The sequence below is a fragment of the Bacillus sp. EB01 genome (genome assembly GCF_000613125.1).
GTDB lineage: Bacteria > Bacillota > Bacilli > Bacillales > Cytobacillaceae > Bacillus_D.
The window spans coordinates 1,388,659-1,413,480 of sequence record NZ_HG964497.1 but is presented as its reverse complement, the minus strand read 5'-3'; the positions used below and the strand labels follow the sequence as shown (position 1 = coordinate 1,413,480).

The following is a 24,822-nucleotide window of genomic DNA, read 5'->3' as shown; positions in this document are numbered from 1 at the left end:
GGGGACGGTTCTCGCCTGCCAGAACCGTGTTGCCAAAATTCAAAAAATAATTCAAAATATTTTAGCGAAATAGATTATAATTAACTCATATTGTACTGCCATTTATGTAGGAGGAAATATATGAGTGTTGAACCTGAACTTCTGGGTTTTCCGGAGGGTATATCATTTGCACTTGATGAAACGATTGCTTTGTCCATGACAGATTCAACAGGGAAGTTTGTATACGTCAATGATGCTTTTTGTATTTTATCCAAGTATTCAAGGGATGAACTTCTTGGAAAACGTCATGATATGTTAAATTCCGACTATCATTCCGATCATTTTTTTCAAGAGGTATTGCAAACAATACAATCGGGGGCAAAATGGAAAGGTGTCATACGAAATAAAGCTAAAGATGGCAGTATTTATTGGGTACAGGATAAAATTATTCCCCAAATTGGAAAAGACGGCATTCCCGAAAGTTACATATGCATAAGTAGGGATATAACTGAGCTTATGTTCAAAGAAGAAAATTTAAAAATTAGCTTGAATTCATTATGTTCGATCGCCACAGCGCTCAATGAGTCTTCCATTATTGTAATACTTGATCCAGATGGCATAATTACCTACGCTAATGATCATTACTGCAATATTTCCAAATACAGTAAAGAAGAACTTGTAGGGGAAAAGCAAAGTATCTTGAATTCGGGACTCCATCCGGAATCGTTTTTTAGGAATATTTGGAAGGTTATCAATCAGGGGAAGGTATGGAAGGGAGAAATTTTTAAGAAGGCAAAAGATGGCTCTTTTTATTGGATTTATTCAACGATTGTTCCAGTGCAGTCTTCGGATGGCAAAATAAAAAACTTTGTGGAGATTAGCCACGATATTACATCCAGGAAAAAGTCTGAGGAAATGCTGATGAGAACGGAGAAATTATCGGTGATTGGGGAATTGGCCGCAGGGGTTGCTCATGAAATCCGAAATCCTCTCACTTCACTCCGTGGTTTCGCTAGGCTTCTAAAGGAAAACAACACGATTAACCGCGATATGTATTTGGATATTATCATTGATGAAATTGAACGAATTAATCATATTGTCAATGACTTTATGGTGCTGGCCAAGCCGTATGTTCTCGAGTTTAAAGAAAAGAAAATCCTCCCTATCGTGATGCAGGTGATATCACTGCTTGAATCGGAATGCCATTTAAATAACATCCAAATTCACCTGATTTATAAGGAGAGTTTTGACGAGGTTACAGTCCTATGCGATCAGCATCAATTAAAACAAGTATTTTTAAATCTAATAAAAAATGGAATTGAAGCCATGCCAAAAGGTGGGGATATAAATGTTTCCCTAACTATTGATGAGGAGAATGTCTGCATCGACATAAAAGACAATGGTCTTGGCATGTCAGAACAAATGATTAAAAGAATTGGCGAGCCATTCTACTCCACAAAGGAACAAGGAACCGGCCTTGGTTTAATGGTCAGCTTTAACATCATTCAAAACCACAAAGGGACCATAAACGTAACAAGCCAACCCGACCAAGGCACAAACTTCCGAATTCAGCTCCCAAAGAGCTAAATAAAGACGGTTCTCATTTGCCAACTGCAGAAGAGAACCGTCCTTATTTGTGTCTCCCGTCATGGTTATTCTAAAACCGCATATATTTTTGCTGACGAATCTTCCTTAAAGCCTCGGATCCAGTTCCTTCTCTTTTTGCTCTTCAAAAAGAAGGTTGGCGACGGTCTGCTGGAATGGCACGTTGGTTTCGTTGATAGTGCTGGCCGGGTGGGCGAGCATTTCCTTGCCCAGCCTGTGCTCGTTAAGAGACGTTTGCAGCTTTTTCGCAATCGACTTTTCCTTTAACAGCTTCCTGTATTTATGCGGGAAGGTGTAATCGTAGCCGTAAACAATCGTCAAATACTCCGGATTGCGCACCTTCATGAACGGAACCACACCCGGCGCGTCTAACTCGGGCTTGATGACCACGCCTTCCATGCCTTCGTCCATCGTCAGCGTCTGAAAAAACTCCTCCGCCAAAGCAAACGACGAATCGTCATTCAGGTTCAGTACAAGCTGGCGGTCTCCATTCACCAGCGAATAAATCTCAGACGTCCTCATCTCCGGTATTTCCTCGTGCCCATCTTCATAAACAACCTTCAGGACATTGAACGGCTTGTAATGGACTTCGGACTCCTTGCCATACAGCTCAAGCTGGCGTTTGAACACCGAGCTCGCCTTGATGTGCTCATCAACTGGGTGATACGTTTCAAGAATTTCATCCATATCCTTATAATTTCCGTAGGCAGTTGTACCAAAATCGCGGACCAAATCCTTTTTCGAGCTCTTCACCTTCGCAGCCTTAAAGCCGCTTGCTTCATACTGTTCAACAAGCTTGCCGAGCTGCTCCTCAAATCCATTTTCCTTCAAATAGAAAAGCTCCGTCTCAAGCGCCTTTTCAACGACCTTGAACTGCTTGTCTATCAAACCCTTCCCAAGTGCGCTCCACGGCAAAAGCTCGCCGTCCAGGACCAGCATCCGAACGCAGTTTCTTTCCATATAATCCGAAAACTTTCCGAGAAGAGCCTCATACACAGGCCCAAGCTCAACATGATTCACCTTGAACCCATTCCGGCTCGTCGCATAGCTTTCTTCCTTCGCCAAATAAATCGTACATCGCGACCCCATATACTTCGGTTGCAGCACAACCTCGGCGACACCCTTATTCTTGAAGTAATAGAGGCCTTCCTTCAGCGACTCCAGCACCCCGGACGCCAAATCCTTATTCGCCGGGCTCATCGTCCCCGAAATATAATTAATCTTATTCTCCAGCACATAGCCTAGCCGTTTCCTCGAAGACTCCTCCAAATTCGCAAGGTCAACTGCCTTTTCTTTTTTTGAAAAAAGGACAGGAAGTTCGGCACCCTCGCCGGCTTTGATGGTCCGATAAAATGGTTTATACCCGTTCAGCGTTACACTTGTCAGCGCATTTCCGTGCACCGCTCCGGTATCGATGCCAAGCTTGTTATTCAGCATCACCACGTCTTTCGTGGCAATATGGCCCCAAACATGGAACGGATGGTTATTCACCGCTTCCTCTTTTAAAAAGTGAAGCCCGTCCTCGATGTTGGCAAAATTGGTCGCGAACCGGCGTTGGGCTTTGCGCGAGTCCTTGTCGAGCTTCCCGAGATATTTATTTTCGCAAGGGGCATGGGTGATGTAATAACCAGGCTGAGTCAGGCCAATAAACCGGTAGAAATCCTTTGCGAGTGAAAACAGCTCCTCGAATTTGCTGCGTGACTCGGCATCCTCCTCGAAATGAGGGATGCTGTCGAAGTACAGGCTGTTGTTTTCCTTAATGTTTCCATTTAGGAAATGGTAGACGAAGTTCTCATGATTTCCTTTTACAAACAGGAAATGGTCCTTATTTTTATAAAGGAAGTCGATTGTCGCCTTTGTATTGCCACCCTTGTCGATGTAATCGCCGATCAAGACGAATTTCTTATCCTTATTTTTCTCGTCTGGGCTCATCTGGCCGTCGGTAATCGTGAAGCCGTGCTCTTTGATGAGCTCCTTCAATGCATCCACCTGTTCATGCACGTCCCCGATAATGACATAACGGTGGCCGTGCGAAAGCAGGTGGGACAGGTAGACTTCTCTGTCCGCTGCGACAATTTCAATGTCGGTAAAATTTTTCTCACGAATGCGGTGAATGGCGTCGAACCTATTCCGCTTCAGATTCGGCAGAACCTCCTGGCGCATCCGGGTCAGCTGCTGGGCAATGATCCGCTTGCTGCGGTCGGAAGCGTAGTGGTCGCGAATATTTTTGTAATCAAACAAAAGAATCTCGACCCGATAGTTATTTTTCCGGCCAATCTCGAGGATGTTGTCGCGGAAGCCCTCCGAAAGCCCTGTTGTATCGACGATTGCATAATCACAATTAATCGGGAACTGGGTGACAAGGTCAAGCTTTGTGTAAAGCAGGCTGAACGCCTGGGAGCTTGCTTCCATCATGTTTTCATTGTACTTGTCGTAGTCGTAACCAAGAATGTCCTGGCGAATGCTGTCCGATGACAGGCACTGGATGTTCGTCCGGTAGCCAGTCGCCTCATCGGCAAACTGCAGCGCCGGAATCAGTGTTTCAGTTACGAACGTTGTTTTGCCAGCCTCCGAAGGCCCTACGGTTAAAAAAATCGTGTGAGTATGTGCTGAAATCCTCATTAACCTTCGTCCTTTCCGGTTGTAAGTGCGGGTTCAGCCGACAGAGACAGGCTTCCCTTTAAGAAAGCGGTTTTCGTTGCAGGTTTTCTTTTAGAAATTACCGCCTGGGTTGTATGGATTCCGTCCACCGAGTCGCCAATTCCGACGCATTCAGCTTCGATCCCAGCAGGCAGGATGCTCTTGATCCATTTTTCAAACTCCGGGCTGCCAAGCTCCCATTTATGGTCGTCATGCCTTGAATCGATAGAATAGTAGATATTAAAGTCATGGTTCGGTGTTGTCAGAAGGAATGTGTTCCAGTTTACGGTTTGCAGAAGCTGCTTAACCAGTTCTTCCGCTTGGTCCATGCTCATATGCTCGATCACTTCGGTCAGGATGACATCGACATCTTCTCCGTCATATGTATCGAGGAACGTTTCCAGCGAGTTATAAAGCACGATGTTGTCAACTTCCCTCACGCGCATCTTGTGGGAAACTTTAGCGCGTGCCTCGTCATCGATGTCGATGGCGTGCACGAACTGCGGAGCAATTTTTTTCGCATACGGAAGGCTGTAAGCTCCCTCGCCGCAGCCGAGATCAAGGATTGGCCGCTCAAATGTAAGGTTTTTCGTAATCCAGGCTTGCCGCTGCTGAGCGGTGCTTCCATAGGCGAGATCGAGCTTATAACGGTTCGTCTGCTGCAAATCTTCCTTATATTTATAAAATTTCTCCTTCGACACGAACGCATTCCGCGCGAACAGGTAGCGGATGAAATAGGGCGCATCGATCGTGTTAATGCTCCGCAGGAATTTTTCAACGATTTCATTATTCAAGTCAATGTATTCCTTACCCATAATCGTCAGGAACAGGAATAGCACGTTGGCATAATTCAGGAGCTCGTGAATCGATTTTGTCGTCGAAACTCTGATCCGCGCGTGTTTATGGGCAAGCCATTCCCACTCAATCTCGTAATCTTTGAAATGAGTTTTAAAGAATGAGAGATAGTGCTCGTTTTCGATATGGGTCATGTTGACGGTGAAAGTATTAGTGAAGCCCTCGCCGTCCTTTTCATGCCGCTTTTTCGAGGCTGTCGAGAAAAAGTCCGCAATCACGGTAAGCGGAATCCGCGGCGAATTATACCGCGACACATTCAGATACTCAAACTTCTCATCTTTATTTTTTGGAAAGGAAATCTCATTATCGGCATCCTTGAAATAAATGCTGTACGTAGTTGGGTTCGGATACCACCCGAACGCCCGTCCCTTGCGAATTCCCTTCACCAGCATCCCGCTCGCAGGATTCTTGGAAATGATATAGGAAAAATCCGGATTCTGTGATGACACTTCGAGAATACTCATTTGGGTAAACTCCCTTTTACGTTATTACCATTAACAGTAAATGGGAAGAGGGGTGTTGGCAAGAACTTTTTTATGGCAGATTGGGGAGCGTTCTTGTTAGCCGAAGCGTTATCGGGTTTCATCTAGTAAACAGTATTTTCTAGACGAATCAGGCTTCTAGCTGTTGGGTTTCGTCTAGTAAACAGTTTTTTCTAGACGAAACAGGCCCCTAGCTCTTGGGTTTCGTCTAGTAAACAGTTTTTTCTAGACGAATCAGGCTACTAGCTGTTGAGTTTCGTCTAATAAACCGTTTTTTCTAGACGAAACAGGTCCCTAGCTGGTGAGTTTCGTCTAGTAAACAGTATTTTCTAGACGAATCAGGCTTCTAGCTAGTGAGTTACGTCTAGTAAATAGTATTTTCTAGACGAAACAGGCCCCTAGCTGTGGGGTTTCGTCTAGTAATGGAGGTGAGAACCGTTTCCAATTTTCCTGTTTTTTTTTACGTGGAAAGGGTAGAGGGAGTTGGGAGCTCTTTAAGAGCAATACATATGAAACATTAGGAGGATGATGATGGGAGATAACCGCAATTCCGAGATGAATAAGAAGCAGGAACAGCTCGAGCAGTTTAAGGTGGATGATACTGGTCAGAAGCTGACGACGAATCAAGGTTTAAAGGTGTCAGAGGATGAGTTTTCCCTGAAAGCCGGTGTCCGCGGACCAACGTTGATGGAAGACTTTCATTTCCGTGAAAAAATGACTCACTTTGACCATGAACGGATTCCGGAAAGGGTCGTTCATGCCCGAGGATTTGCTGCTCATGGTGAGTTCCAGGTGTACGAGTCAATGAGGGAATATACAATGGCGAAGTTCCTGCAAGATCCTTCAAAGAAAACGCCAGTCTTTGTCCGGTTCTCGACAGTTCAGGGATCGAGGGGTTCGGCGGAGACGGTCCGTGATGTCCGCGGGTTTGCGACTAAGTTTTATACAGAGGAAGGGAACTATGATCTGGTGGGTAACAATATGCCGGTTTTCTTCATCCAGGATGCGATTAAGTTTCCTGACTTTGTGCACGCTGTGAAGTCGGAACCGCATAATGAAATGCCACAGGCGGCGACCGCGCACGACACGTTCTGGGACTTTATTGCCAATAATCAAGAATCGGCGCACATGGTGATGTGGGCAATGTCGGACCGCGCTATTCCACGCAGCTATCGGATGATGGAGGGTTTCGGTGTTCATACATTCCGATTTGTGAATGAGCAGGGCAAGGCACACTTCGTCAAATTCCATTGGAAGCCAGTGGTCGGTGTGCATTCACAGGTGTGGGACGAGGCCCAGAAGGTTGCTGGGAAGGACCCGGATTTCCATCGCCGCGATTTGTATGAAGCGATTGAAAGAGGCGATTATCTCGAGTACGAACTGGGTGTGCAAATGATTCCTGAGGAAGAAGAGTTCCGGTTTGAATTTGATATTCTTGATCCGACCAAGCTATGGCCTGAAGAAGAGGTTCCGGTCAAGCTTATTGGAAAAATGACATTGAACCGGAATGTTGACAACGTGTTCGCCGAGACTGAACAGGTTGCATTCCACCCTGGCCATGTTGTGCCAGGAATAGATTTCACGAATGACCCGCTGCTGCAGGGAAGGTTGTTCTCTTATACTGATACACAGCTATTGCGGCTCGGCGGTCCAAACTTCCACGAGCTGCCGATCAATCGTCCTGTCTGTCCGTTCCATAACAACCAGCGCGATGGCTTTGGTCGCCAGACTATCAACAGGGGTCAGGTAAGCTACCACAAGAATTCTCTTGCGCAAAATACGCCAGCACCAGCTTCTGCTGAGGAAGGCGGTTATGTGCATTATCAGGAGAAAGTCGATGGACAAAAAATCCGGGCTCGCAGTGACAGCTTCAAGGATCATTTTTCCCAGGCGTCGATGTTCTGGAACAGCATGAGCCCGCCTGAAAAGCAGCACATCATTGATGCGTTGACCTTTGAACTCGGCAAGGTGAAATCACCGGATGTACGCCAGCAGGTTGTTGATATGCTCGCAAATGTCAGCATGGACCTGGTAACCCCGGTTGCCAAGGGGATTGGAGCCAGTGTGCCGGAGCCAAGAGAACCTGCTTCGTCCAAGTCATCACCGGCGCTAAGCATGGCCAATACGGTAAAAACCGCAAAATCTCGCATGGTTGGTGTTCTGATTGAAGAAGGGTTTAATGGAAATGAAATTAAGGGTATCCTTGATGCTTTGAAAGCAGAGGGAGCCATCCCTGCGATTGTCAGCGAAAATCTTGGTTCCATCCGAGGGACTGATAACTTTGAGCTTCCAGTTGAATACTCCTACGTGACAGCCGATTCTGTAATCTTTGACGCAATTTATATCGTTGGCGGAGCGGAAAACAGCCCGAAATTCAAAAAGACAGCCCTGGACTTTGTACAGGAAGCCTTTGAGCACTACAAGCCAATTGGCGCCACGCATGCCGGTGCGGAAATCGTAGAACAAGCCGGTATTCTCGGACAGCCTGGTGTCATTACGGGATCAGACCCCTCAGAGTTCGCTGCCCAGTTTGTTCAGGCAATTGCAGCCCACCGTTTCTGGGACAGGGAAGTTATGTAAGTGCATTAAATCTAACAAACCCGCTAAGCCAATACGGTTTAGCGGGTTTGCTTTTAAGAAATAGATATTTGCCTGTCGCTGGGTGTTGTGGCAGAAGAGAACCGTTCTAATTAGCCCGCCCGGAAGACGAGAACCGTCGCTAGTTCCACCCTTTTTGGCTAAGTTGGTCCTCAATCTGGATAATTTCTTCCTTTGTGTCGCCTGCGAGGATGGCGCTGATTCTTGTTTTCGCGTCTTGCCCATCTTCTGGCTTGTAGATGGCAAGGGGGAAGAGCTCACGATTTTGGATCAGCTGTTTGCAGTCGTTGTAAAACTCCTCCCAATCGGCCTCGATTTCCCATGTCCGGTACAATAGGTATTCTTTATCCGTGGAACGAAGGATGCTGTCCTTCAGCAGCAGGGCAGGCGTTGAAGCGTTCAGCCTGAAGTTGAGATCGATGCAGACAATTCTCCCATCCGTCGTGGTCAGGATGTCAAATCCGCCTACACCGACATAGTCGAGCTTGGCGGCGTTTTCCATGATTTTTTCGCCAACGGCCATGACTTCATCAGGTGCCGCCTCACAGTCACTTATCCAATTTCCGCGGTGATTTCCTTCCTCTGTCGTGATTTGCTCGGCTGCTCCAAGGCAGACAATCTCACCCTTGTGCGTCCTCGCAAATTGAACGCAGTAGTTTTTCTCGATTTCCACCAGTTCCTCCACGACAATTTGTTCGCTATCCTTGAATTCTTCCCAGGCCTTCGCGACATCTTCTTCCGTTTGGCAGAGGGCTACATCGATGCCGCCTCCATTCGGAAGGTCGGTTGCTGTTTTTAAAACAAACGGCAGTTTCCATTCCTTCTTAACGCGGTCGAACTCTGTTGGCTTGACTGCCATCCGGCGCGGATAGTGGCCTTCGGGGACAAGTTCTGACAGACTCGCTTTGTTGTTCAGGTATGAGAGCAGGTCGGGCTTGATCCAATAGCCTTTCGCCGGAATTTCCTCGGGAGGGTAAATTTGATTGATGACTTGTTTCGTTCCTTTTTCCACACAAGAGTTTATCACGCTTTTAATCGACTCTTCGTCGTTGTATACATAAAGGTTGGCCGGCTCGCTCATACCGGCAAGCCGCATCAGCTTAAGCGACTCTTCCGTAATGACACGTTCATTGGCCACCACTGGCATCTCACCTGCAATCGACAGCGGAGCACCAGTGCGGAAATCATCAAAGTCGACGTTATCGGTCGGTATCCAGCCAAAGCCCGAGTACGATGTCCGGGGGTTGAGAATAAATTCTGGTCCATATATATCAGCCAAAGTTAAATTTGGGTTTACTTGCATGCTTCGTCACCTCTCTGATGTGTCCTAGATTGCTTGTATATGAAATAACCGCTGACAGGAACATTCAAACGTGCTAAATATAGGAAGATAGTTGAGCGTTGGCATGAAACGGGCAGCGGGGAGCGTCGACCGATTTTTCAAAAAAGAAAAGAACTAGGGTAAAAGTCTTATAAGAATATTCTGAATATTAGTAATTTAGTTGGTTGTTTTTGGGAGAATAGGTGGGCTAGGATATAGGTGTGACTACGAGACTGCTGATCAGAGATTAGTAGTCTATTATTTTAGGGGGGATTGGATGGTTTTTCGGAGGAAAGGGTTAAAGGTTGCAGCTTCATTATTGGCGGTGTCGATGGCATTTGGTTCGGTGGGGTATGCGGCGAATGATGGGGCGGGTAAATCGGCCTACTCGCAGGATCAGAAGGTGGTTGCGCGGGTCGATGCTGAGCGGGCGATTGAGCATGTCCGGTATTTATCCGAGGAGATCGGGCCTCGTCCGGGCGGGCTTGAGGCTGAAAAGCAGTCTGCCGACTATATCGCTAAGGTTCTGAAGGGATATGGTTACGATGTCGAGTACCAATACTTCCCGGTTGCCGATCAATACATAGGGGCTGCTAGTTTTGGTGACGGCACATCGTGGCAGATGGGCGCCGCTCCGAATGGGAAGATTAGCAGCGAGGGCGTGACAGCAGAGGTGATTTTTGTGGAAGGCGGAACGAACCTGAGTGACTTCCCGGCCGATACGGCTGGAAAAATTGTTGTCATGGCAAGGGGAGCCTCAACTGCAGATTACCGGGCACAGGTGAACAATGCAGTTACAAAAGGGGCAGCCGGTGTTATTCTCCAGAGTTTAGTAGGCAGCCGCGGCAATTATGGGCAGACGTTCAATCCTAGCTTAACTGCAAAAGTCGATGTCCCTGTCTTTGGCGCAGCATTTATTCAAGGGGAGTGGATCAAGGACAAGCTAGAGAAGGGGCCTGTTAAAATGACGTTGACAGCCGAGCAATTTAGCAACCTTCAATCGGTGAACGTCATCGCAACAAAACCAGCGAAATCAAATGGCGATGGAAAACAGGTCATCCTTGGCGCACACCATGACAGCGTCGTCGGTGCTCCCGGAGGCAACGATAATGCCTCGGGTGTCGGCTTGATGCTTGAGCTAGCGCGTGTGTACAAGGGCTACAATACCGACAAGGAAATGAAGTTTATCGCATTTGGCTCGGAAGAACGCGGCCTCCTTGGTGCTAGGCATTATGTGAACCAGCTGTCTCAGGCTGAGAAGGACAATATTGAAGCGGTCTTTGTTCCGGATATGGTTGCGACCAGCTACGGACCAGCGAAAAACCTGTATGCGATGACACCTGACGGCAGCAAGAATGCTGTAACGGATTCCACTACGGCGGCAGGCGCGCGTCTTGGAAATTCTGATATTTTACCAGGAACGTTCGGCTCCAGTGACCACGTTCCGTTCCACCAGGCTGGAATACCGGCGGCGCTGTTCATCTGGATGGGTGTCGACAGCTGGAATCCGCTCGTCTATCACATTGAAAAAGTCTACCATACTCCTCAGGACACTATCGAAGACAACATCTCGGTTGAACGGATGCAATCCGCTCTCGACGTCATCGGCTCTGGGTTGTTTGATGTCGTTAGGAAGGATGTACCGGCGTTGAATAAGTAAAATAACGAGAAGGCATTGATTCGCTCAATGCCTTCTCGCTTTTTCTAGATTAATATCGTCCCCGCTACGAACACGCTGAACAGCAGTCCCAGCAATGTAGCAAACAGGGCAGCTCCCATCAGAATTGCTCCATGGGCGCGGCTCCGGTCAAAAAATGTCATTGCGCCCATATATAATGCTGCCCCGCCGAAGAGAAGCGGCAGAAACACTACTGAAAGAGCGACGAACAGCCACCCTAACAAAATATAAAGAAACCCCTTTTTATCCTGTGCTTCCTTCTCAACTACAAATGCAGCCTGCCCGCAGTGTTGGCACACATTCGCTTCCATCTCCATCATCCTTCCGTTTAATATGGTTTTCACTATAATGGTGTTAAAAACTATATAAGTATAATATTTCCTCTGTTTTAATTTTATTACAATTGTCAGAAAAAAGACAAATAAAATTCACAAAAAGTTCAAAAAACATTTAAATTTGAGAAGGTCTGTTTCGGTTGGTGTGGAAAGTAGCTACGTAAGCCTGGAAACTTAGGAATTGGGCATGCCGGGCGAGAGAAGCAAAGCCCTGCTGCGTTTTTGGCGTAGGATTCCGGCTGACGATGGCGCATTTTTCGCGTCGACCAATTTTTCCAAAAGGGAAAGGATGAGAGTATGGCATACAAAATTCGGTGTAAGTCAAAAAAGCTTGTCATTTATGATTCGCTGGCGGTGAGGATGAAGTTGTCTGATGACGAGTGGTCGTATTATTGTAATTTGGTAAAGGGATTTGAAGGGGAGGTGCAGTTTGATGGTTTGACGGAGCAGCTGCAGTGTGAATGCATTGTACTGAATGATTTGCTGCTTGAGGTTGGCGGCCGGTTGTTTCAGATTGATACGCTGATAATTACGGCGGACCTGATTTATTTGTTTGATGTGAAAACGTTTGATGGTGAGTATTTTTATGATTCTCGAGAGGATCGCTTGTTTAAACGGCCAAAATATGAGGTCGATAATCCTCTAACCCAGTTGAAAAGATGTGAAACTGCGCTCCGTCAGTTGCTCCGCGAGTTAGGCTATTCTTCATTCCCCATTAATGCTTCGGTTGTTTTCGTCAATTCCGAATTTACTTTGTTCCAGGCTCCTCTTGACAGACCTTTCATTCTTCCGACTCAGGTTTATCCTTTTTTGCGAAAATTAAATAATGCGCCTGCCGGTTTGGGTGATAAGCAATGGCGGCTGGCGGAAAAACTGGCTGCCCTGCATCAAAATGAGTCACGTTATGATAAGTTCCCAACGTATACGTTTAAGGGTTTGCTGAAGGGATTTAGATGCTGGAAGTGCGGGTCTTTGCTGGTGACAGTGGTGGGCAAGAAATGTGTCTGCGCATGTGGCGAGGAGGAAAAGGTGGTTGACGCGGTAATCCGGCATGTGAGGGAATTCCAGTTGCTGTTTCCGGATGAACCGATTACCACTGATGTAATTTTTGACTGGTGTGGCAAAGTACGATCTAAAAAGAGAATAAGCGTTATTCTAAAGGACGCTCTAACCAAAGTTGGAGTTTACAAGGGTGCTTATTTTAAATAATTCTAGAGGGGGCTTGAGGAGTTTTTAGACAGACACGGGGTCGGCGCGTGTGGTTAGTCTGGAAAATATATTTACTAGACGGATAGAGGGTTGTCGGAGTGAGCTTCGTCGAGAAAAGATTTACTAGACGGAACCAGGGCTAGCGGAATGAGATTCGTCGAGAAAAAGCATTTACTAGACGGAACTATGGCCAGCAGAGTGAGATTCGTCGAGAAAAAGGTATTTACTAGACGGAACGAGGGCTAGCGGAATGAGATTCGTCGAGAAAAAAGATTTACTAGACGGAACTAGGGCTAGCGTAGTGAGATTCGTCGAGAAAAAAGATTTACTAGACGGAACTATGGCCAGCAGAGTGAGATTCGTCGAGAAAAAGGTATTTACTAGACGGAACTAGGGCTAGCATAGTGAGATTCGTCGAGAAAAACGAAGTAAATAAATAATGTAGAGGCGCGTCCCCAATTCGGTGACGCACCTTGAAAAAGTTATAACCAGGTCTCCCCAATCAACATCACCTTCAAACGCTCCTCCGGCAGCCCATGCTCCGCCCATGCGCGCAGCAGCCGTTCGAGCGCTTCGGGGCCGGTGTCGTCGGCTAACCGGTAGGCGCCGTAGTGCATGGGAACAAAGTGGCGTGCACCCAACTCAATAAACGCCTTAACGCTGTCCTCTGGTGAAATGTGCGAGGCGGCCATGAACCACTCAGGTTCGTAGGCACCAATTGGCATGAATACCGTATCGATCTCGAACTTGGCCGCAATCTCTTTGAACCCGCGGAAATACCCGGTATCACCAACGAAGTAGAAAGTTTCGCCATCCCGCTCGAACACCCAGCCGCCCCAATGGGAGGTATTCATATCGTTCAGCGACCGCCTTGTCCAATGCTGGGCCGGTACAAAGTGGATTCGCAGCCCGCCAAACTCCTCGCAATCCCACCAGTTCATTTCGACAACTTTTCCAAAGCCTTTTTTTAAAAAAAGAGCCTTTAAGCCTGCCGGGACGAAGTATTGTGGATTGCCCTTGAGTTTCCGGAGGGTAGGGAAGTCGAGGTGATCAAAATGCCCGTGGGAAATCACTACGATGTCAATTTCCGGGAGTTCGTCCAGTCGAAGGCCAGGCTCGGTCAATCGTTTTTGAAATCCCATTCGTTTCGCCCAAACTGGGTCGGTCAGGATATTCAAGTCATTCAGCTGAATTAGAAAGGTAGAATGGCCAATCCATGTGTAGGACGTCCGACCGCGATTGCCTAACAGTTCCTTTACTTTTTTAACAGGGCTCTGTTCGATGTTGACCGTTAAATCCTTCACCTTACTGCGGCGTTCCTTTTGCCATCGCCGCATGTCCCGAAATGTTTTGTTGTTTGACACGTTGTCTAAATTGGCATACCTCTTCATAATGAACCACCTTAAATCCAGGAATTGTATTGTGAGTATAGCAGAAAACCTGTTGGAGAGTACATTTCTACTATCGCAGGTGGCTTAATGTATAGGGTTTGCTCACCGACCGACCCTAATTAGCAAAACCTTCAAGTGGACACTAGACTGATTCTGCCCTACACTAATATAATATTTTCATCGTTAGAAAGGTGTTTTGGTGTATGTTGAAGAACCCGACAGGAAGACAGCGGATTGGTTTGGCATTTCTTCTTAGTATGCTTTCTATTTTGGGTCCGTTGAATATTGATATGTATTTGCCGAGTTTTCCGGAAATCGCGGAGGACCTCGGTGCACAGGCATCACTCGTGCAGCTCAGCCTTACAGCTTGCTTGCTTGGGATAGCGGTCGGACAGCTTATTGTGGGACCAATTAGTGATTCGAAGGGGAGACGGAAGCCGCTTTTGATTTCCGTTTTTCTTTTTGCGCTCTCTTCACTGTTTTGCGCCTTCGCGCCAAGTATTGAGATGCTGATTGTTGGCCGTTTCATGCAGGGATTGACTGCGGCGGGAGGAATTGTCCTTTCCCGGGCAATTGTGAGGGATATTTTCGATGGAGAGGCTCTGACGAAGTTTTATTCGCTTTTGATGGTAATTACGACAGTAGCACCGCTGGTTGCGCCGATTGCGGGCGGGCTGATCCTCCTATTGCCATTTGCAAATTGGGGAACGATCTTTTTGTTTTTAGGCTTAATAGGATTCATCATCCTGGCTGTAGTTGGTATCAAATTAAAGGAAACATTGCCTGAGGAGCAGCGGACACCAAGCTCGATCGGCTCGACTTTACGGGCAATGGGCGGGTTGTTAAGGGACCGTTCATTCATGGGATATGCCCTTATTGTCGGCTTTGTCCACGGCGGAAGTTTTGCTTATGTGTCAGGGACTCCTTTTGTTTACCAGGGAATTTACGGAGTTTCCCCGCAAACCTTCAGTATTCTTTTTGGCATAAATGGTATTGCTTTGATTTCAGGAAGTTACATCACTGGCCGTTTTAGCGGGCGGGAGAGGGCACTCTTGCGTACGGCGGTGCTTACAGCATTAACTGCCACGGCAGTCCTTTTGATCATGACATTTGTAAAAGGCCCGCTAGCTTCTCTAGTAATTTCGATTTATATTTACATGACCGCGATGGGTGTGGTCCTGACCAGCTCTTTTTCACTTGCGATGGAAAAGCAGGGGCATCGGGCTGGAAGTGCCAGTGCGTTTTTGGGGATGTTCCCTTTATTGATCGGCTCTGCTGTTTCTCCGCTCGTCGGAATCGATGAAACAACCGCGGTGCCGCTGGGAGCAATCCTTTTTACTACTACATTAATAGGGGCAATCTCCTTCTTTACATTAACGAAGGGGACACAGGAACCACAAAAGAACGTTGCATAGAATCGCTATTAAATCGACCGAAATTTCTTTGCAGGTGAGAGTTACTTTATTTACATTCTAGATGACCGAAATTTCACTGAAGGTAAGAGTCCCTTCCTAAATAACCTACGGAAATCTATTTGGGGGCCGCTATAAATTGTGTGTGAAGCAGGGAGTGTTCCCTGCTTCTTTTTCTATGTGGTATACTCTATAAAATATTAATTAAAAATTTTGAAATCTACATATCAAGGGGGACTCGACACAATGAATCTAGTTGCTTCCGCTAAAATGGAAAAGTTGACGACGGGAATTTTCACGGAGCTTGCCGAACGCAAACAGGGATGCTTCATGCGAGGTATGGATGTTATTGATTTAAGTGTAGGCAGCCCCGATTTGCCCCCGCCGAAACAGGTTATGGAAACAATAGCAAAGTACAGCATGGACCCGGCGAATTATGGCTACACGCTAAAAGGGACAGCTGAATTCAATGAGGCTGTCAGCTATTTTTACAAGAAGCGGTATGAAGTTGAACTTGATTCGAAGACAGAGGTCCTCCAGCTGATGGGATCGCATGACGGGATAGCGCACCTGGCTATTGCAATGGTTGATCATGGTGAATATGTTCTTGTACCCGACCCAGGCTATCCAATATACGAAGCGGGTGTAACGATTGCCGGTGGGAACATCTATCCAATGCCCCTGCTTGAGGAGAACGGGTTTTTCCCCGTTTTCGAGGATATACCGGAGGACGTTTTAAAAAGAACAAAAATGATGATTCTTGGCTATCCGGGAAATCCTGTCCCGCAGTTGGCTGACCGCCGTTTTTTCGAAAAGGTCGTTGAATTTGCCAGGAAGTATGAGATTCTCGTTGTGCATGACTTTGCCTATTCCGAGCTCATTTTTGATAACAATCCCCAAATTAGTTTCTTGTCGGTCGAAGGGGCTAAGGAGGTTGGAATCGAGTTCAACTCGCTGTCGAAAACATTCAATGTTGCCGGGTGCCGGATTGGCTATGTTGTTGGGAATGCCCAGGCGCTGCAAATCCTTGCCTCACTTAAGTCTCATATGGATTACGGGGTGTTTCTGCCAATCCAGAAGGCAGCCACTGCAGCCTTGACTGGGGATCATTCCATCCTGGATGAACAGGTAAATGTTTATGAAGAGCGGCGGAATGCCTTAGTAGAAGGATTAACAAAAGGTGGGTGGAAAGTCGATTCACCGCCTGCAACGATGTTTGTATGGGCCAGGATTCCTGAAGGGTGGACGTCCCGTCAGTTTGCCTTCGATTTGATTGAAAAAGCCGGAGTGGCTGTCATCCCGGGTGACGCGTTCGGCAAACAGGGAGAAGGGTACGTACGCATCGCGCTTGTCCAGCCAGTTGATAGGCTTGCTGTGGCAACCGAGCGGATCCGGCAGTTTTTAATAGCTAACCCATCTGGGGAAACAGTCGAAGTATAGTTATGGCTAATTAGCTTCACTACAAAACGAAAGCAGCAGGACTTCAGTGTCCTGCTGCTTTTTAAATTACTGAAGAAATAACAATATTCATATTTGGCTAAATTAGTTGGAAAATTAACAGAGTTGATTAAAGCGGAAGGCGCAAAGGCATGTTCGAAAATCTTCATTATCCAATACTACCTCATAGTTTTCGTGCGAGGATTATTCTCCGAAGCTTGGCTTTGTTGAGTGGAAATCAATCGTTAATATGACCTTTATAAAAGAAGCGTTTGGAGCATACTAAGAGCGGTGATGAATATGCTCTGTAAATCAAGCGAGGAATTGAATGCGCTGGTGGAAAAAGCGCGCCCTGTTACGAAGGAAGGGAAGGTGGCCGATTATATCCCGGAGTTGGGGAAGGCGAACCCACATGACCTGTCAATTGCTGTCCATTATCCGGATGGAAATTGCATTGCGGCAGGAGATGTAAATAAGAAAATCACCCTTCAAAGTGTTTCAAAGGTGATTAGCCTGGCTCTGGTGCTGATGGATCGCGGGTATGACTATGTGTTTAAGCGGGTTGGAATGGAGCCGACGGGTGACCCGTTTAACTCGATTGCCAAACTTGAAACGATGGGGATTGCCAAGCCGTTGAATCCGATGATCAATGCAGGAGCGCTGGCGGTGACGCATATGATTAAGGGGAGCTCGGTTGAAGAAAGGCTCGAGCGGCTGCTGAGGTTTATCCGTGACATGGCGGACGCCGAGAATATCGGCTATAACGAGGATGTCGCGAGATCTGAATTTGAAACGGCTCATTTGAACCGGGCGTTATGCTATTTTTTAAAACATCACGGAGTTGTTACCGAGGATGTCGAACCGCTCATGGATTTATATACAAAGCAATGTGCGATTGAAATGGATTGCCGCGACCTGGCCGATATTGGTTTGGTATTTGCGATGGACGGAGTTAATCCGGCAACAGGCAAGAGAATCATGCCCCAGGATGTTGCGAGGATTTGCAAAACCTTCATGGTCACTTGTGGTATGTACAATGCCTCTGGCGAATTTGCAATCAAGATTGGCATCCCCGCGAAAAGCGGTGTCTCCGGCGGAATCATGGGCGCCGTGCCCGGCAAAATTGGAATAGGAATCTTTGGCCCCGCCCTGGATGAAAAGGGCAACAGCATCGGCGGAATCAAACTGCTGGAGCTGCTGTCCGAAAAATATAGCCTGAGTATGTTTTAGGCAGGGGAAGCAGTAACCACAGAGAAGGTGCGTATTAGTGTGCGCACCTTTTCTATTTATAAAGCTTTTTCCGAATATCGTGAAGGATTGATATCATCTCTGCAATAGCATACAAAATGATAAAGCTAAAGGTTCCGCCTGCAGCATAGGTAAGGAATTTTTTCCAAGCGAAGTTTTTTGAGGTATTGGTAATATAGTTATAGGGTGTTTCCTCTATCGCCAGGTAAAAACCGACGACAATTGCCAGGGTTAAAATCGTGCCTGCCAGAAATCTTACTAGCAGAGCCCACGTGTTTTCCTCTTCCCCCATGAAATTTCCCCCTTTACTTATGTCTATTATAATTTCAAAAGTGGAAAAAAACTCCATAAATTTATTTATATTTTTTCATATGCGGTATATCAAAGGCAAACAGAGAGTATGAGTTAAATAGAAATGATTTCCATAAGGGAAGGGATGCTGGATGGAGCTTGTAGGGAAGGGTCCGGGAATGGTGGGGAGTAAACTTATTAAATGGTTGGTGGCTTTTATGCTGGCCATTGGAATCTTTGTCCCGTTCAATCGTGTTGAGGCGGCAGCAACGACAGGTGTCATCGATGTGAAGAGCGGCCTGTTGAATGTGCGAAGTGGCCCGGGAACGAAGTATAAGGTTATTGGCACGCTAAAAAACAAAACAAAAGTAACTGTTTATTTTATCAAAAATGGCTGGGCGCAAATCAAGTATAAGTCGAAGAAAGCGTATGTGAGCGATAACTACTTGAGATTTTACAAAAAGATGTCTGCAGCAACAGCGAAGAAAATCACCGATCGGGCTATCAGTATCCAAAGGGTGACGTGGGAGCGGAATTATACAAAGGCAAAGATTTACTCAATTATGGCGCCTGCATTTACGAAGGGGTTTACAGACAGGTACTTTAAGCAGCAATTCCGGACAGCTGGGAAGGATAAATCCGGCACCCCTCTCTTCCATGTGATTGAAACGGAAATTTGGGGTCTGGCGATTTACCCGATTGATTGGGAGTTGGACTATGAACCGAAGAAACCAACCATCAGCAACTATGTGAAAAATGGCAGGGAATATCTCGCGGTTTCCCAGTACCACGTTAATGAAATGAGAGGGAATTTTACCTCGACGATTTATTTTTATAAAAGTGGATCGAAATGGCTGGCGTACGATCATAAAGATTAGAATAGAAGAAACCACCCGGTCGAACTGGGTGGTTTTTCGTTTACACCTAAGGATTTCCGTTCACGAATGACATCTTTTCCCGAAGTTCAGTGATAAGCTTCATGTCTTCCTCATACATAAGGTCGTCTCTGTATTCCTTGGTGAACGTGTGTTTTTCAGATCCTGTATCAAGAACGAGCTCCACTTTTATGTGCAGGGAGTCACCTGCAGTGCTGTCCTCATCTCCGAGGGGGGTTCCTTCTTTAGGGATTTCGCTTTCGTTCAAAAATAACGTTGCTTGCCCTTTTGCATCTTCCGCTTTTGACAAAAAGTCAGTAAGTGTTTGGGTTTCAGCCATTCTTATCACCTCAATTAACCTTTACCTTTCGGTTACTATTGTTAAACTGCCCAACTGGGATATTAACCATGCAGGATAGAGTTAGTTCGTGATTATAGTAGAAAAGAACTATTTCGGAAGGATAAATTTTCAATTTAATGATAAAAATAGTCTTTTTTTATGGTTAAATGGTAATAAGGGACGGGGAATTTTGGGGGAATTTCCAGTCTCGCTACATTACATATAAGGATGGATGACGATGTTTTTGAATGAGTTGACAGCTGAGGAGAAACAAACGTTTTTGGAGTTGGCGCATTTAATTGCGAACTCGAATGGAATCATAGATGAGGCTGAACAGCAGCTTCTGCATGCCTATGAACAGGAAATGGGTGTGGAGGTTGCCAGTTTTGATTTCAAGAGGTTGACCTTAAAGGAGATGATTCCCGCATTTTCATCCGAAACATCACGACGGATTACATTTGTCGAGGCAATTGCGATTGCTTTTGTTGATGGGGACTATGATGACGGGCAAAAACAAATGATTAATGAATTAAGGGAAGCATTTGGTTTCACAGTGGAATTTTACGAAAACGTTAAAGCATGGCTCGTGGAGTTTAACAATGTTTATAGAAAAGGATATGAATTGACCCGTGGAACCGTCGTTTCCATGTAATTCATGTGGTCTCTGCTGCCAGAATATCCGTCATATTGAGGAACTGAAAGAGTATGACCGGGGGGACGGCGTCTGTGTTCATCTGATTGATAACCTTTGCTCCATTTATGACGGGAGACCAGGCATATGCCGGGTCGATTTTATGTTTGAAAACTTTTACAAGGACAAGTTTCAATGGGACTTTTTTATAAAAGAGAACCTGAAAGCCTGCAGGATTCTTCAGGAACATGCGGGGATTCCGGACGAGCTAAAAGTTAGGATTGCAGGCGATCATAAAGTCCGGATTCGGGACGAGCTTTAAGTCAGAGTTCCAGGCGATCGTAGAGTCCGAATTCCAGATAAGTAAATATATGGGGGAAACAAAATGCCACTGCCGTTTTTAGCTGCAGCTGCTGTTATAGGTGTTGGGAGTATCATCGGTGCAGCTGCCAAATCTGTTAATAACGATTATGAAGATGAGCTAAATTCCATTAACTATAAAGCTGAGGAATTGGCCAGAAATACCGAAGACAGTTACCGAAGGACACAAATTAAAACTGAAGAAAAGCTCGACCGCTATATTTTATTGAAAAATGAAATTTTTGAAACGACATTGAACGAGTTTGTCCAAAGCTTCCGCAAAATTAAGAACGTTGAGCTTTCAAATAATACTGCCTTGATGGAAAAGGTACATATGCTGGAAACACTGTCGCTCGATTTTGAGAACAATGCGACAGCCTATCGTGTAAGGGATGAGAGGACAGAGGCAATCAAGGGAGCAGTGCTTGGTTCTGTGCTTGGTGGTGCTTATTTGGTTGGCAGCGTGATTAAAGGGGTTAGGCTTCAATATGCGATCGATGAGGCGAAAGCTAATTTTTCAAAGCTGAAGGTCGAGGCTGAAAAGGTTAAAAAGAAAGAAATGAAGCTGAAATTGATTGGAAAAAGAGCGGATGAGCTTGCTTCGGTCATGAATACCCTGAATCAATTATTCAGGCTCGCGATTCATGAGATGAACAAAAATATTTCCGCTGCTGGTACGGATTATGGCTCATACAACCAAAAGCAGCGTGAGCAGGTGTTCCTTGCTGTCCAATTTGCTGAAGCCGCCAAGAAGCTGCTTGATGTTTCAATTGTCAGTCCAACCGGCGCGACAACTTCCGAGTCAAAAGCGGTTTTGGAACAAACGCAGAGCCTGCTGGAGGCACGCTAATGAGTACAAAAGAGCTTACAGTGCAGAAGGATGGCATTGATACCTTTTTAAAAGGGTATTTCGGAGAAAATGAAACAAGGGCCAGGCAGGACTCCGCTGTGAATATCGGCATTGCGGTTTCGGCCAGTGACCAGATTAATCTATACAGCCAGGTTATTGAAGAAAACTTTAAGCTTTTTGAAAAGTTGGATCGTGACAAGCTTCAGGGCAGCCCGCTCCAAAAGCACGGAGATGCTGCCGAAAATATGGGCGTACGGGATTACAACAGGAAACAGATTCTCAGCGGATCTGATAAGCGGATGGAGCTGTCAGGCTCTAAGACAGACCCCGCTACTGACTCGCTTATTAAGGATGGGTCTGGCAAGGTGATTGAGCGTGCCCAAACAAAGTACTATAACGATTATAAAAAGACGGCAGAGGCATTAAGTGAAACTCGTTACAACAAAAATAATGCCAAGTATGCCCCGCCCGAGCAGGTTGACCAGATTAGGGATTTCGCACAGCAGCAAGCAAATCTTTTGAAAAAACAGGCTCTGGAAGCCAAGCGGAATGGAAATCTCCAGGAGTACGAGGCGAAGATGCAGCAGTCGAGGAATTATCGGCATACTGCTAAAACCGTAAAAGGGCTGGATCGTAAGTATGATGAAGCAATTGACGCCAGCAAAAACAATTTTTCCCGCTATAAGGTGGTCGGGAAGGATACTTTGCTTGATGCACATGAAGCAGGGATGAAAGGGCTCGATAAAGCTGCAATCCTTAGTGCAGGTGTCTCAGGTGCCCAGAATATTACTCTTGTCGTGAAGGGTGAAAAGGAACTTGGCAAGGCGGTGGTCGATACAGCAATTGATACAGCCAAGGGAACTGCGATGAGCTATGGGGTAAAAGCGACCGGTTCACTCGTTAAGGCGGGGGCGAAGCAGGCCGGGGAAAAGTTGGGATCGCAGGCGTTGAAGGCTTTTGCCAATAGTGCCCGGGGACCCGCTTTGTTTGTAACTGCAACTGTTGAGACCGGAAAATCCCTGAAAAAATACATGGACGGGGAACTTGGTGCTGCCGAGCTGTTCAGTGAGCTTGGCGAAAAAGGAACCGGGATCGTTTGTGCCGAAGCCGGAACGGTTCTTGGTGAAGTAGTTGGGGTATCAGCGGGTGCGGCAATTGGCGGATTGATCGGTACGTTTTTGCTGCCGGGAGTAGGTACTGCCGGCGGAGCAGCAATGGGTGCTAAGATCGGTGCTATCGCTGGTCCCTTGATTGGAAGTATGGTCGGCTACATGGTCGGCACCCAGCTTTATCAGGCAGCAAAGAGCCTGATTGGCAGCCTCGATTTTGAAAAACAGCAGCGATTGCAGGCAATTTATGAACAAGCATATGAACGGATGAAAGCAGAAAGGCTGGAAATGGAACGAATCATCCAGCAGCACTTTGCAGACCGCTATGTCATGTTCCGCCAATACTTTATTGAAATGGAAGAAGGCTTACTCTCAGGCAACGTCAACCAAGTATCCTTCGACCTCGACAACATCCTTGGCGCATTCGGCAACACCCTCCAATTCAAAAACTTCCAGCAATTCGACACCTTCATGCTCGACAGCGGAAGCACATTGAAATTGTAGTATAGGGGTTAAATAGGGGTCAGACCCCTGTTGTGGAAATTTTGTTAGAAGTGTCCGTGTAGTATGGACAGGGTGGATGGTTGTTTCTATTATTAAGAGATGTCCGGTGGGATGCCTCTTTTTGTTTGGGATTAAGTTAGTGAAAGGGGCTTGCTTTTTGTTTTGCTTTATTTTGCGTTGTTAGGCCACAGGGTTAGAAGAGGTTTGCGATGGTTTTGATGTATTCGGGTTTATTGTAGAAAAGCCAGATAGCTAGACCGAGAATGAGAATGATGGCTATGTTCAAGGCATATAAACTCCTCACGATCCAATCGGACTTTGTAGATTTATACTTTTTCATGTCGCTCGCCTTCTTGCATGGTTTTACATTAATAGACGGTTTACTTTGGCTGGAGGTTTCGTTTTTTTAGCGGAGAGAGCGGGAAGCTGTAAATTTTAAGAAGCAGTCTGATTTTCTTAGAGAATTAAACCATATTACTTTGAATTTGGCAGCGTTTCTGAAAGTGAAAAATTCAGAACAAAGAAAGGAAGATGAAAATGCGAGTTTAAACCTTTTCGGTCATACATATTATTGAGTTGGTTGGCGAAATGCCAAGTAAAGACAAATATATAACAAACAAGCGGCTATTCATTAATAGCCGCTTGTTCAAAATTTAGTTTATTTCGAGGTGCTGTTTCAGTTCGGTCTGTATTCGGGCATGTTCTTCCTCAGGAACCAGATAGTAATAAATCTTATTGATTAATTTGCCGCCGCCTTTGATTTCCATCTGCTGAACATCACCGACGACAGATCGGTAATTTTTCTGGATATCCATCATTTGTTCAAACTGGAGGTTGGTACGAACGTTTTTACCTAGTGCTCCGAAAATATCGCCATAGTTAGTTAGGGAAGAAAGGGACGCACCTTCCTTAATTACCGCCTGGATAATATCGCGCTGTCTGTTCTGACGGCCGAAGTCTCCTCGTGGGTCCTCGTATCTCATTCTTGCATATTTTAGCGCGGAGTCTCCATCTAGCGTGATTTGGCCTTTCGGGAAAGTTTCACCATCGGAGGAGAATTCGAATGAATTCATGACTGTTACTCCACCTACAGCATCAACGATATCCTTGAACCCTTCCATATTTATTTGAGCATAATAATCAATCGGAATATCAAGAAATTGCTCAATACTGTCCATTGACATTTCCACACCGCCGAAGGCATAGGCGTGATTTAGTTTATCCTCTGTTCCTCTGCCAACAATTTCAGCACGAGTATCACGGGGGATACTTAGCATTTTAACAGAATTCTGGTTAGGGTTTACGGTCAGGACGATCATTGTATCGGAGCGGCCACGGTCACCTTGACGCTCGTCAACACCGAGAACCAGGATAGAAAAAGGTTCTTTTTTAGTTAGTGTTACTTGTTCAGTCCGTTTTGGTGATTTGTCGCGGTTAATTGGCAGATGCATATCATCAACTGCAGCGTTTAATGATCTATATACTGTAAAGGCATATGTTCCTACCGCTAATGCTAAAACTAATAAAGTGACAAGGGTGAATTTAAGCCAGCGTTTCTTTTTCTTTTTTTCAGTTCTCAAGGTTGTATCCTCCAAAATTAGTTAAAAGGCTTCTACTAGAATACCAAAAAATTGAAGTCGTGACTATAGTATTATGGAGAAATTTATATTTT

At 46.0% G+C, this 24,822-nt stretch carries 20 protein-coding genes and 1 pseudogene; 13 read left to right on the top strand and 8 right to left on the bottom strand.

What is annotated here, in order from left to right; all coding sequences use genetic code 11:
- Positions 1–120 precede the first annotated feature (120 nt).
- On the top strand, positions 121–1,566 hold the full coding sequence (locus tag TY16_RS06395) for a PAS domain-containing sensor histidine kinase (RefSeq protein ID WP_052342619.1): 1,446 nt from the start codon (positions 121–123) through the stop codon (positions 1,564–1,566).
- Positions 1,567–1,671: 105 nt separating this feature from the next.
- On the opposite strand, the gene TY16_RS06390 is transcribed toward TY16_RS06395, so the two are convergent.
- Positions 1,672–4,206: a metallophosphoesterase gene (locus TY16_RS06390; RefSeq protein WP_043930989.1), complete on the bottom strand. Its 2,535-nt coding sequence runs from the start codon at positions 4,204–4,206 to the stop codon at positions 1,672–1,674.
- Positions 4,206–5,543 carry a class I SAM-dependent methyltransferase gene (locus TY16_RS06385; protein WP_081772904.1) on the bottom strand — a complete coding sequence of 446 codons (1,338 nt, stop codon included), beginning with the start codon at positions 5,541–5,543 and terminating at the stop codon, positions 4,206–4,208. The genes TY16_RS06390 and TY16_RS06385 overlap by 1 nt, the downstream gene beginning before the upstream one ends.
- Positions 5,544–6,092: 549 nt before the next feature.
- Here TY16_RS06385 and TY16_RS06380 point away from each other — a divergent pair.
- Entirely contained in the window at positions 6,093–8,141 is a 2,049-nt protein-coding gene (locus TY16_RS06380) for a catalase (RefSeq protein ID WP_043930988.1), read from the top strand.
- A 139-nt stretch (positions 8,142–8,280) separates the two neighbouring features.
- Here TY16_RS06380 and TY16_RS06375 read toward each other — a convergent pair whose 3' ends face one another.
- Positions 8,281–9,462 (bottom strand): ATP-grasp domain-containing protein, encoded by a 1,182-nt coding sequence (locus TY16_RS06375; protein ID WP_043930987.1) that lies wholly within the window; start codon positions 9,460–9,462, stop codon positions 8,281–8,283.
- A 295-nt stretch (positions 9,463–9,757) separates the two neighbouring features.
- Between TY16_RS06375 and TY16_RS06370 the strand changes: the two genes are divergently transcribed.
- The gene (locus tag TY16_RS06370) at positions 9,758–11,140 is read left to right on the top strand and encodes a M28 family metallopeptidase (protein WP_043930985.1); all 1,383 of its coding nucleotides are present in this window, start codon (positions 9,758–9,760) and stop codon (positions 11,138–11,140) included.
- 44 nt (positions 11,141–11,184) lie between these two features.
- Here TY16_RS06370 and TY16_RS06365 read toward each other — a convergent pair whose 3' ends face one another.
- On the bottom strand, positions 11,185–11,469 hold the full coding sequence (locus TY16_RS06365) for a hypothetical protein (RefSeq protein WP_043930984.1): 285 nt from the start codon (positions 11,467–11,469) through the stop codon (positions 11,185–11,187).
- Positions 11,470–11,790: 321 nt separating this feature from the next.
- On the opposite strand from TY16_RS06365, the gene TY16_RS06360 reads away from it, so the two are divergent.
- Complete coding sequence (locus TY16_RS06360) at positions 11,791–12,702, top strand: nuclease-related domain-containing protein (RefSeq protein ID WP_043930982.1); 912 nt, start codon at positions 11,791–11,793, stop codon at positions 12,700–12,702.
- A 482-nt stretch (positions 12,703–13,184) separates the two neighbouring features.
- Here the strand turns inward: TY16_RS06360 and TY16_RS06355 are convergent, their stop codons facing one another.
- Complete coding sequence (locus tag TY16_RS06355) at positions 13,185–14,096, bottom strand: MBL fold metallo-hydrolase (RefSeq protein WP_043930981.1); 912 nt, start codon at positions 14,094–14,096, stop codon at positions 13,185–13,187.
- Positions 14,097–14,296: 200 nt separating this feature from the next.
- Here TY16_RS06355 and TY16_RS06350 point away from each other — a divergent pair, with 200 nt between their 5' ends.
- The 3 genes from TY16_RS06350 (at position 14,297) to glsA (ending at position 18,172) form a co-directional block, all read left to right on the top strand.
- Entirely contained in the window at positions 14,297–15,508 is a 1,212-nt protein-coding gene (locus TY16_RS06350) for a Bcr/CflA family efflux MFS transporter (protein WP_043930980.1), read from the top strand.
- A gap of 243 nt (positions 15,509–15,751) precedes the next feature.
- Positions 15,752–16,945, top strand: coding sequence for an LL-diaminopimelate aminotransferase (locus TY16_RS06345; protein ID WP_043930979.1), 1,194 nt, complete (start codon positions 15,752–15,754; stop codon positions 16,943–16,945).
- A 297-nt stretch (positions 16,946–17,242) separates the two neighbouring features.
- Positions 17,243–18,172 carry a glutaminase A gene (gene glsA / locus TY16_RS06340; protein WP_043930978.1) on the top strand — a complete coding sequence of 310 codons (930 nt, stop codon included), beginning with the start codon at positions 17,243–17,245 and terminating at the stop codon, positions 18,170–18,172.
- 52 nt (positions 18,173–18,224) lie between these two features.
- On the opposite strand, the gene TY16_RS06335 is transcribed toward glsA, so the two are convergent.
- Positions 18,225–18,482: a hypothetical protein gene (locus TY16_RS06335; protein WP_043930976.1), complete on the bottom strand. Its 258-nt coding sequence runs from the start codon at positions 18,480–18,482 to the stop codon at positions 18,225–18,227.
- Positions 18,483–18,633: 151 nt separating this feature from the next.
- Between TY16_RS06335 and TY16_RS06330 the strand changes: the two genes are divergently transcribed.
- Positions 18,634–19,359 (top strand): SH3 domain-containing protein, encoded by a 726-nt coding sequence (locus TY16_RS06330; RefSeq protein ID WP_043930975.1) that lies wholly within the window; start codon positions 18,634–18,636, stop codon positions 19,357–19,359.
- 46 nt (positions 19,360–19,405) lie between these two features.
- Here the strand turns inward: TY16_RS06330 and TY16_RS06325 are convergent, their stop codons facing one another.
- On the bottom strand, positions 19,406–19,696 hold the full coding sequence (locus TY16_RS06325) for a hypothetical protein (RefSeq protein WP_043930974.1): 291 nt from the start codon (positions 19,694–19,696) through the stop codon (positions 19,406–19,408).
- Positions 19,697–19,934: 238 nt separating this feature from the next.
- Here TY16_RS06325 and TY16_RS06320 point away from each other — a divergent pair, with 238 nt between their 5' ends.
- The 5 genes and pseudogenes from TY16_RS06320 (at position 19,935) to TY16_RS06305 (ending at position 23,150) form a co-directional block, all read left to right on the top strand.
- A complete protein-coding gene (locus tag TY16_RS06320; protein ID WP_043930972.1) occupies positions 19,935–20,348 on the top strand; it encodes a TerB family tellurite resistance protein in 414 nt (137 codons plus the stop codon).
- A pseudogene (locus tag TY16_RS27255) lies at positions 20,326–20,436 on the top strand (hypothetical protein); the annotation flags it as partial. The gene TY16_RS06320 and the pseudogene TY16_RS27255, both read left to right, overlap by 23 nt.
- 54 nt (positions 20,437–20,490) lie before the next feature.
- Positions 20,491–20,649, top strand: coding sequence for a hypothetical protein (locus TY16_RS26845; protein WP_231505570.1), 159 nt, complete (start codon positions 20,491–20,493; stop codon positions 20,647–20,649).
- Between the two features lie 63 nt (positions 20,650–20,712).
- Positions 20,713–21,537 (top strand): hypothetical protein, encoded by an 825-nt coding sequence (locus TY16_RS06310; RefSeq protein WP_043930969.1) that lies wholly within the window; start codon positions 20,713–20,715, stop codon positions 21,535–21,537.
- Entirely contained in the window at positions 21,537–23,150 is a 1,614-nt protein-coding gene (locus tag TY16_RS06305; protein ID WP_043930968.1) for a hypothetical protein, read from the top strand. Before TY16_RS06310 ends, TY16_RS06305 begins: the two co-directional genes overlap by 1 nt.
- A 653-nt stretch (positions 23,151–23,803) precedes the next feature.
- Here TY16_RS06305 and tagU read toward each other — a convergent pair.
- A complete protein-coding gene (gene tagU, locus TY16_RS06300) occupies positions 23,804–24,730 on the bottom strand; it encodes a polyisoprenyl-teichoic acid--peptidoglycan teichoic acid transferase TagU (RefSeq protein ID WP_043930966.1) in 927 nt (308 codons plus the stop codon).
- Between the last annotated feature and the right edge of the window lie 92 nt (positions 24,731–24,822).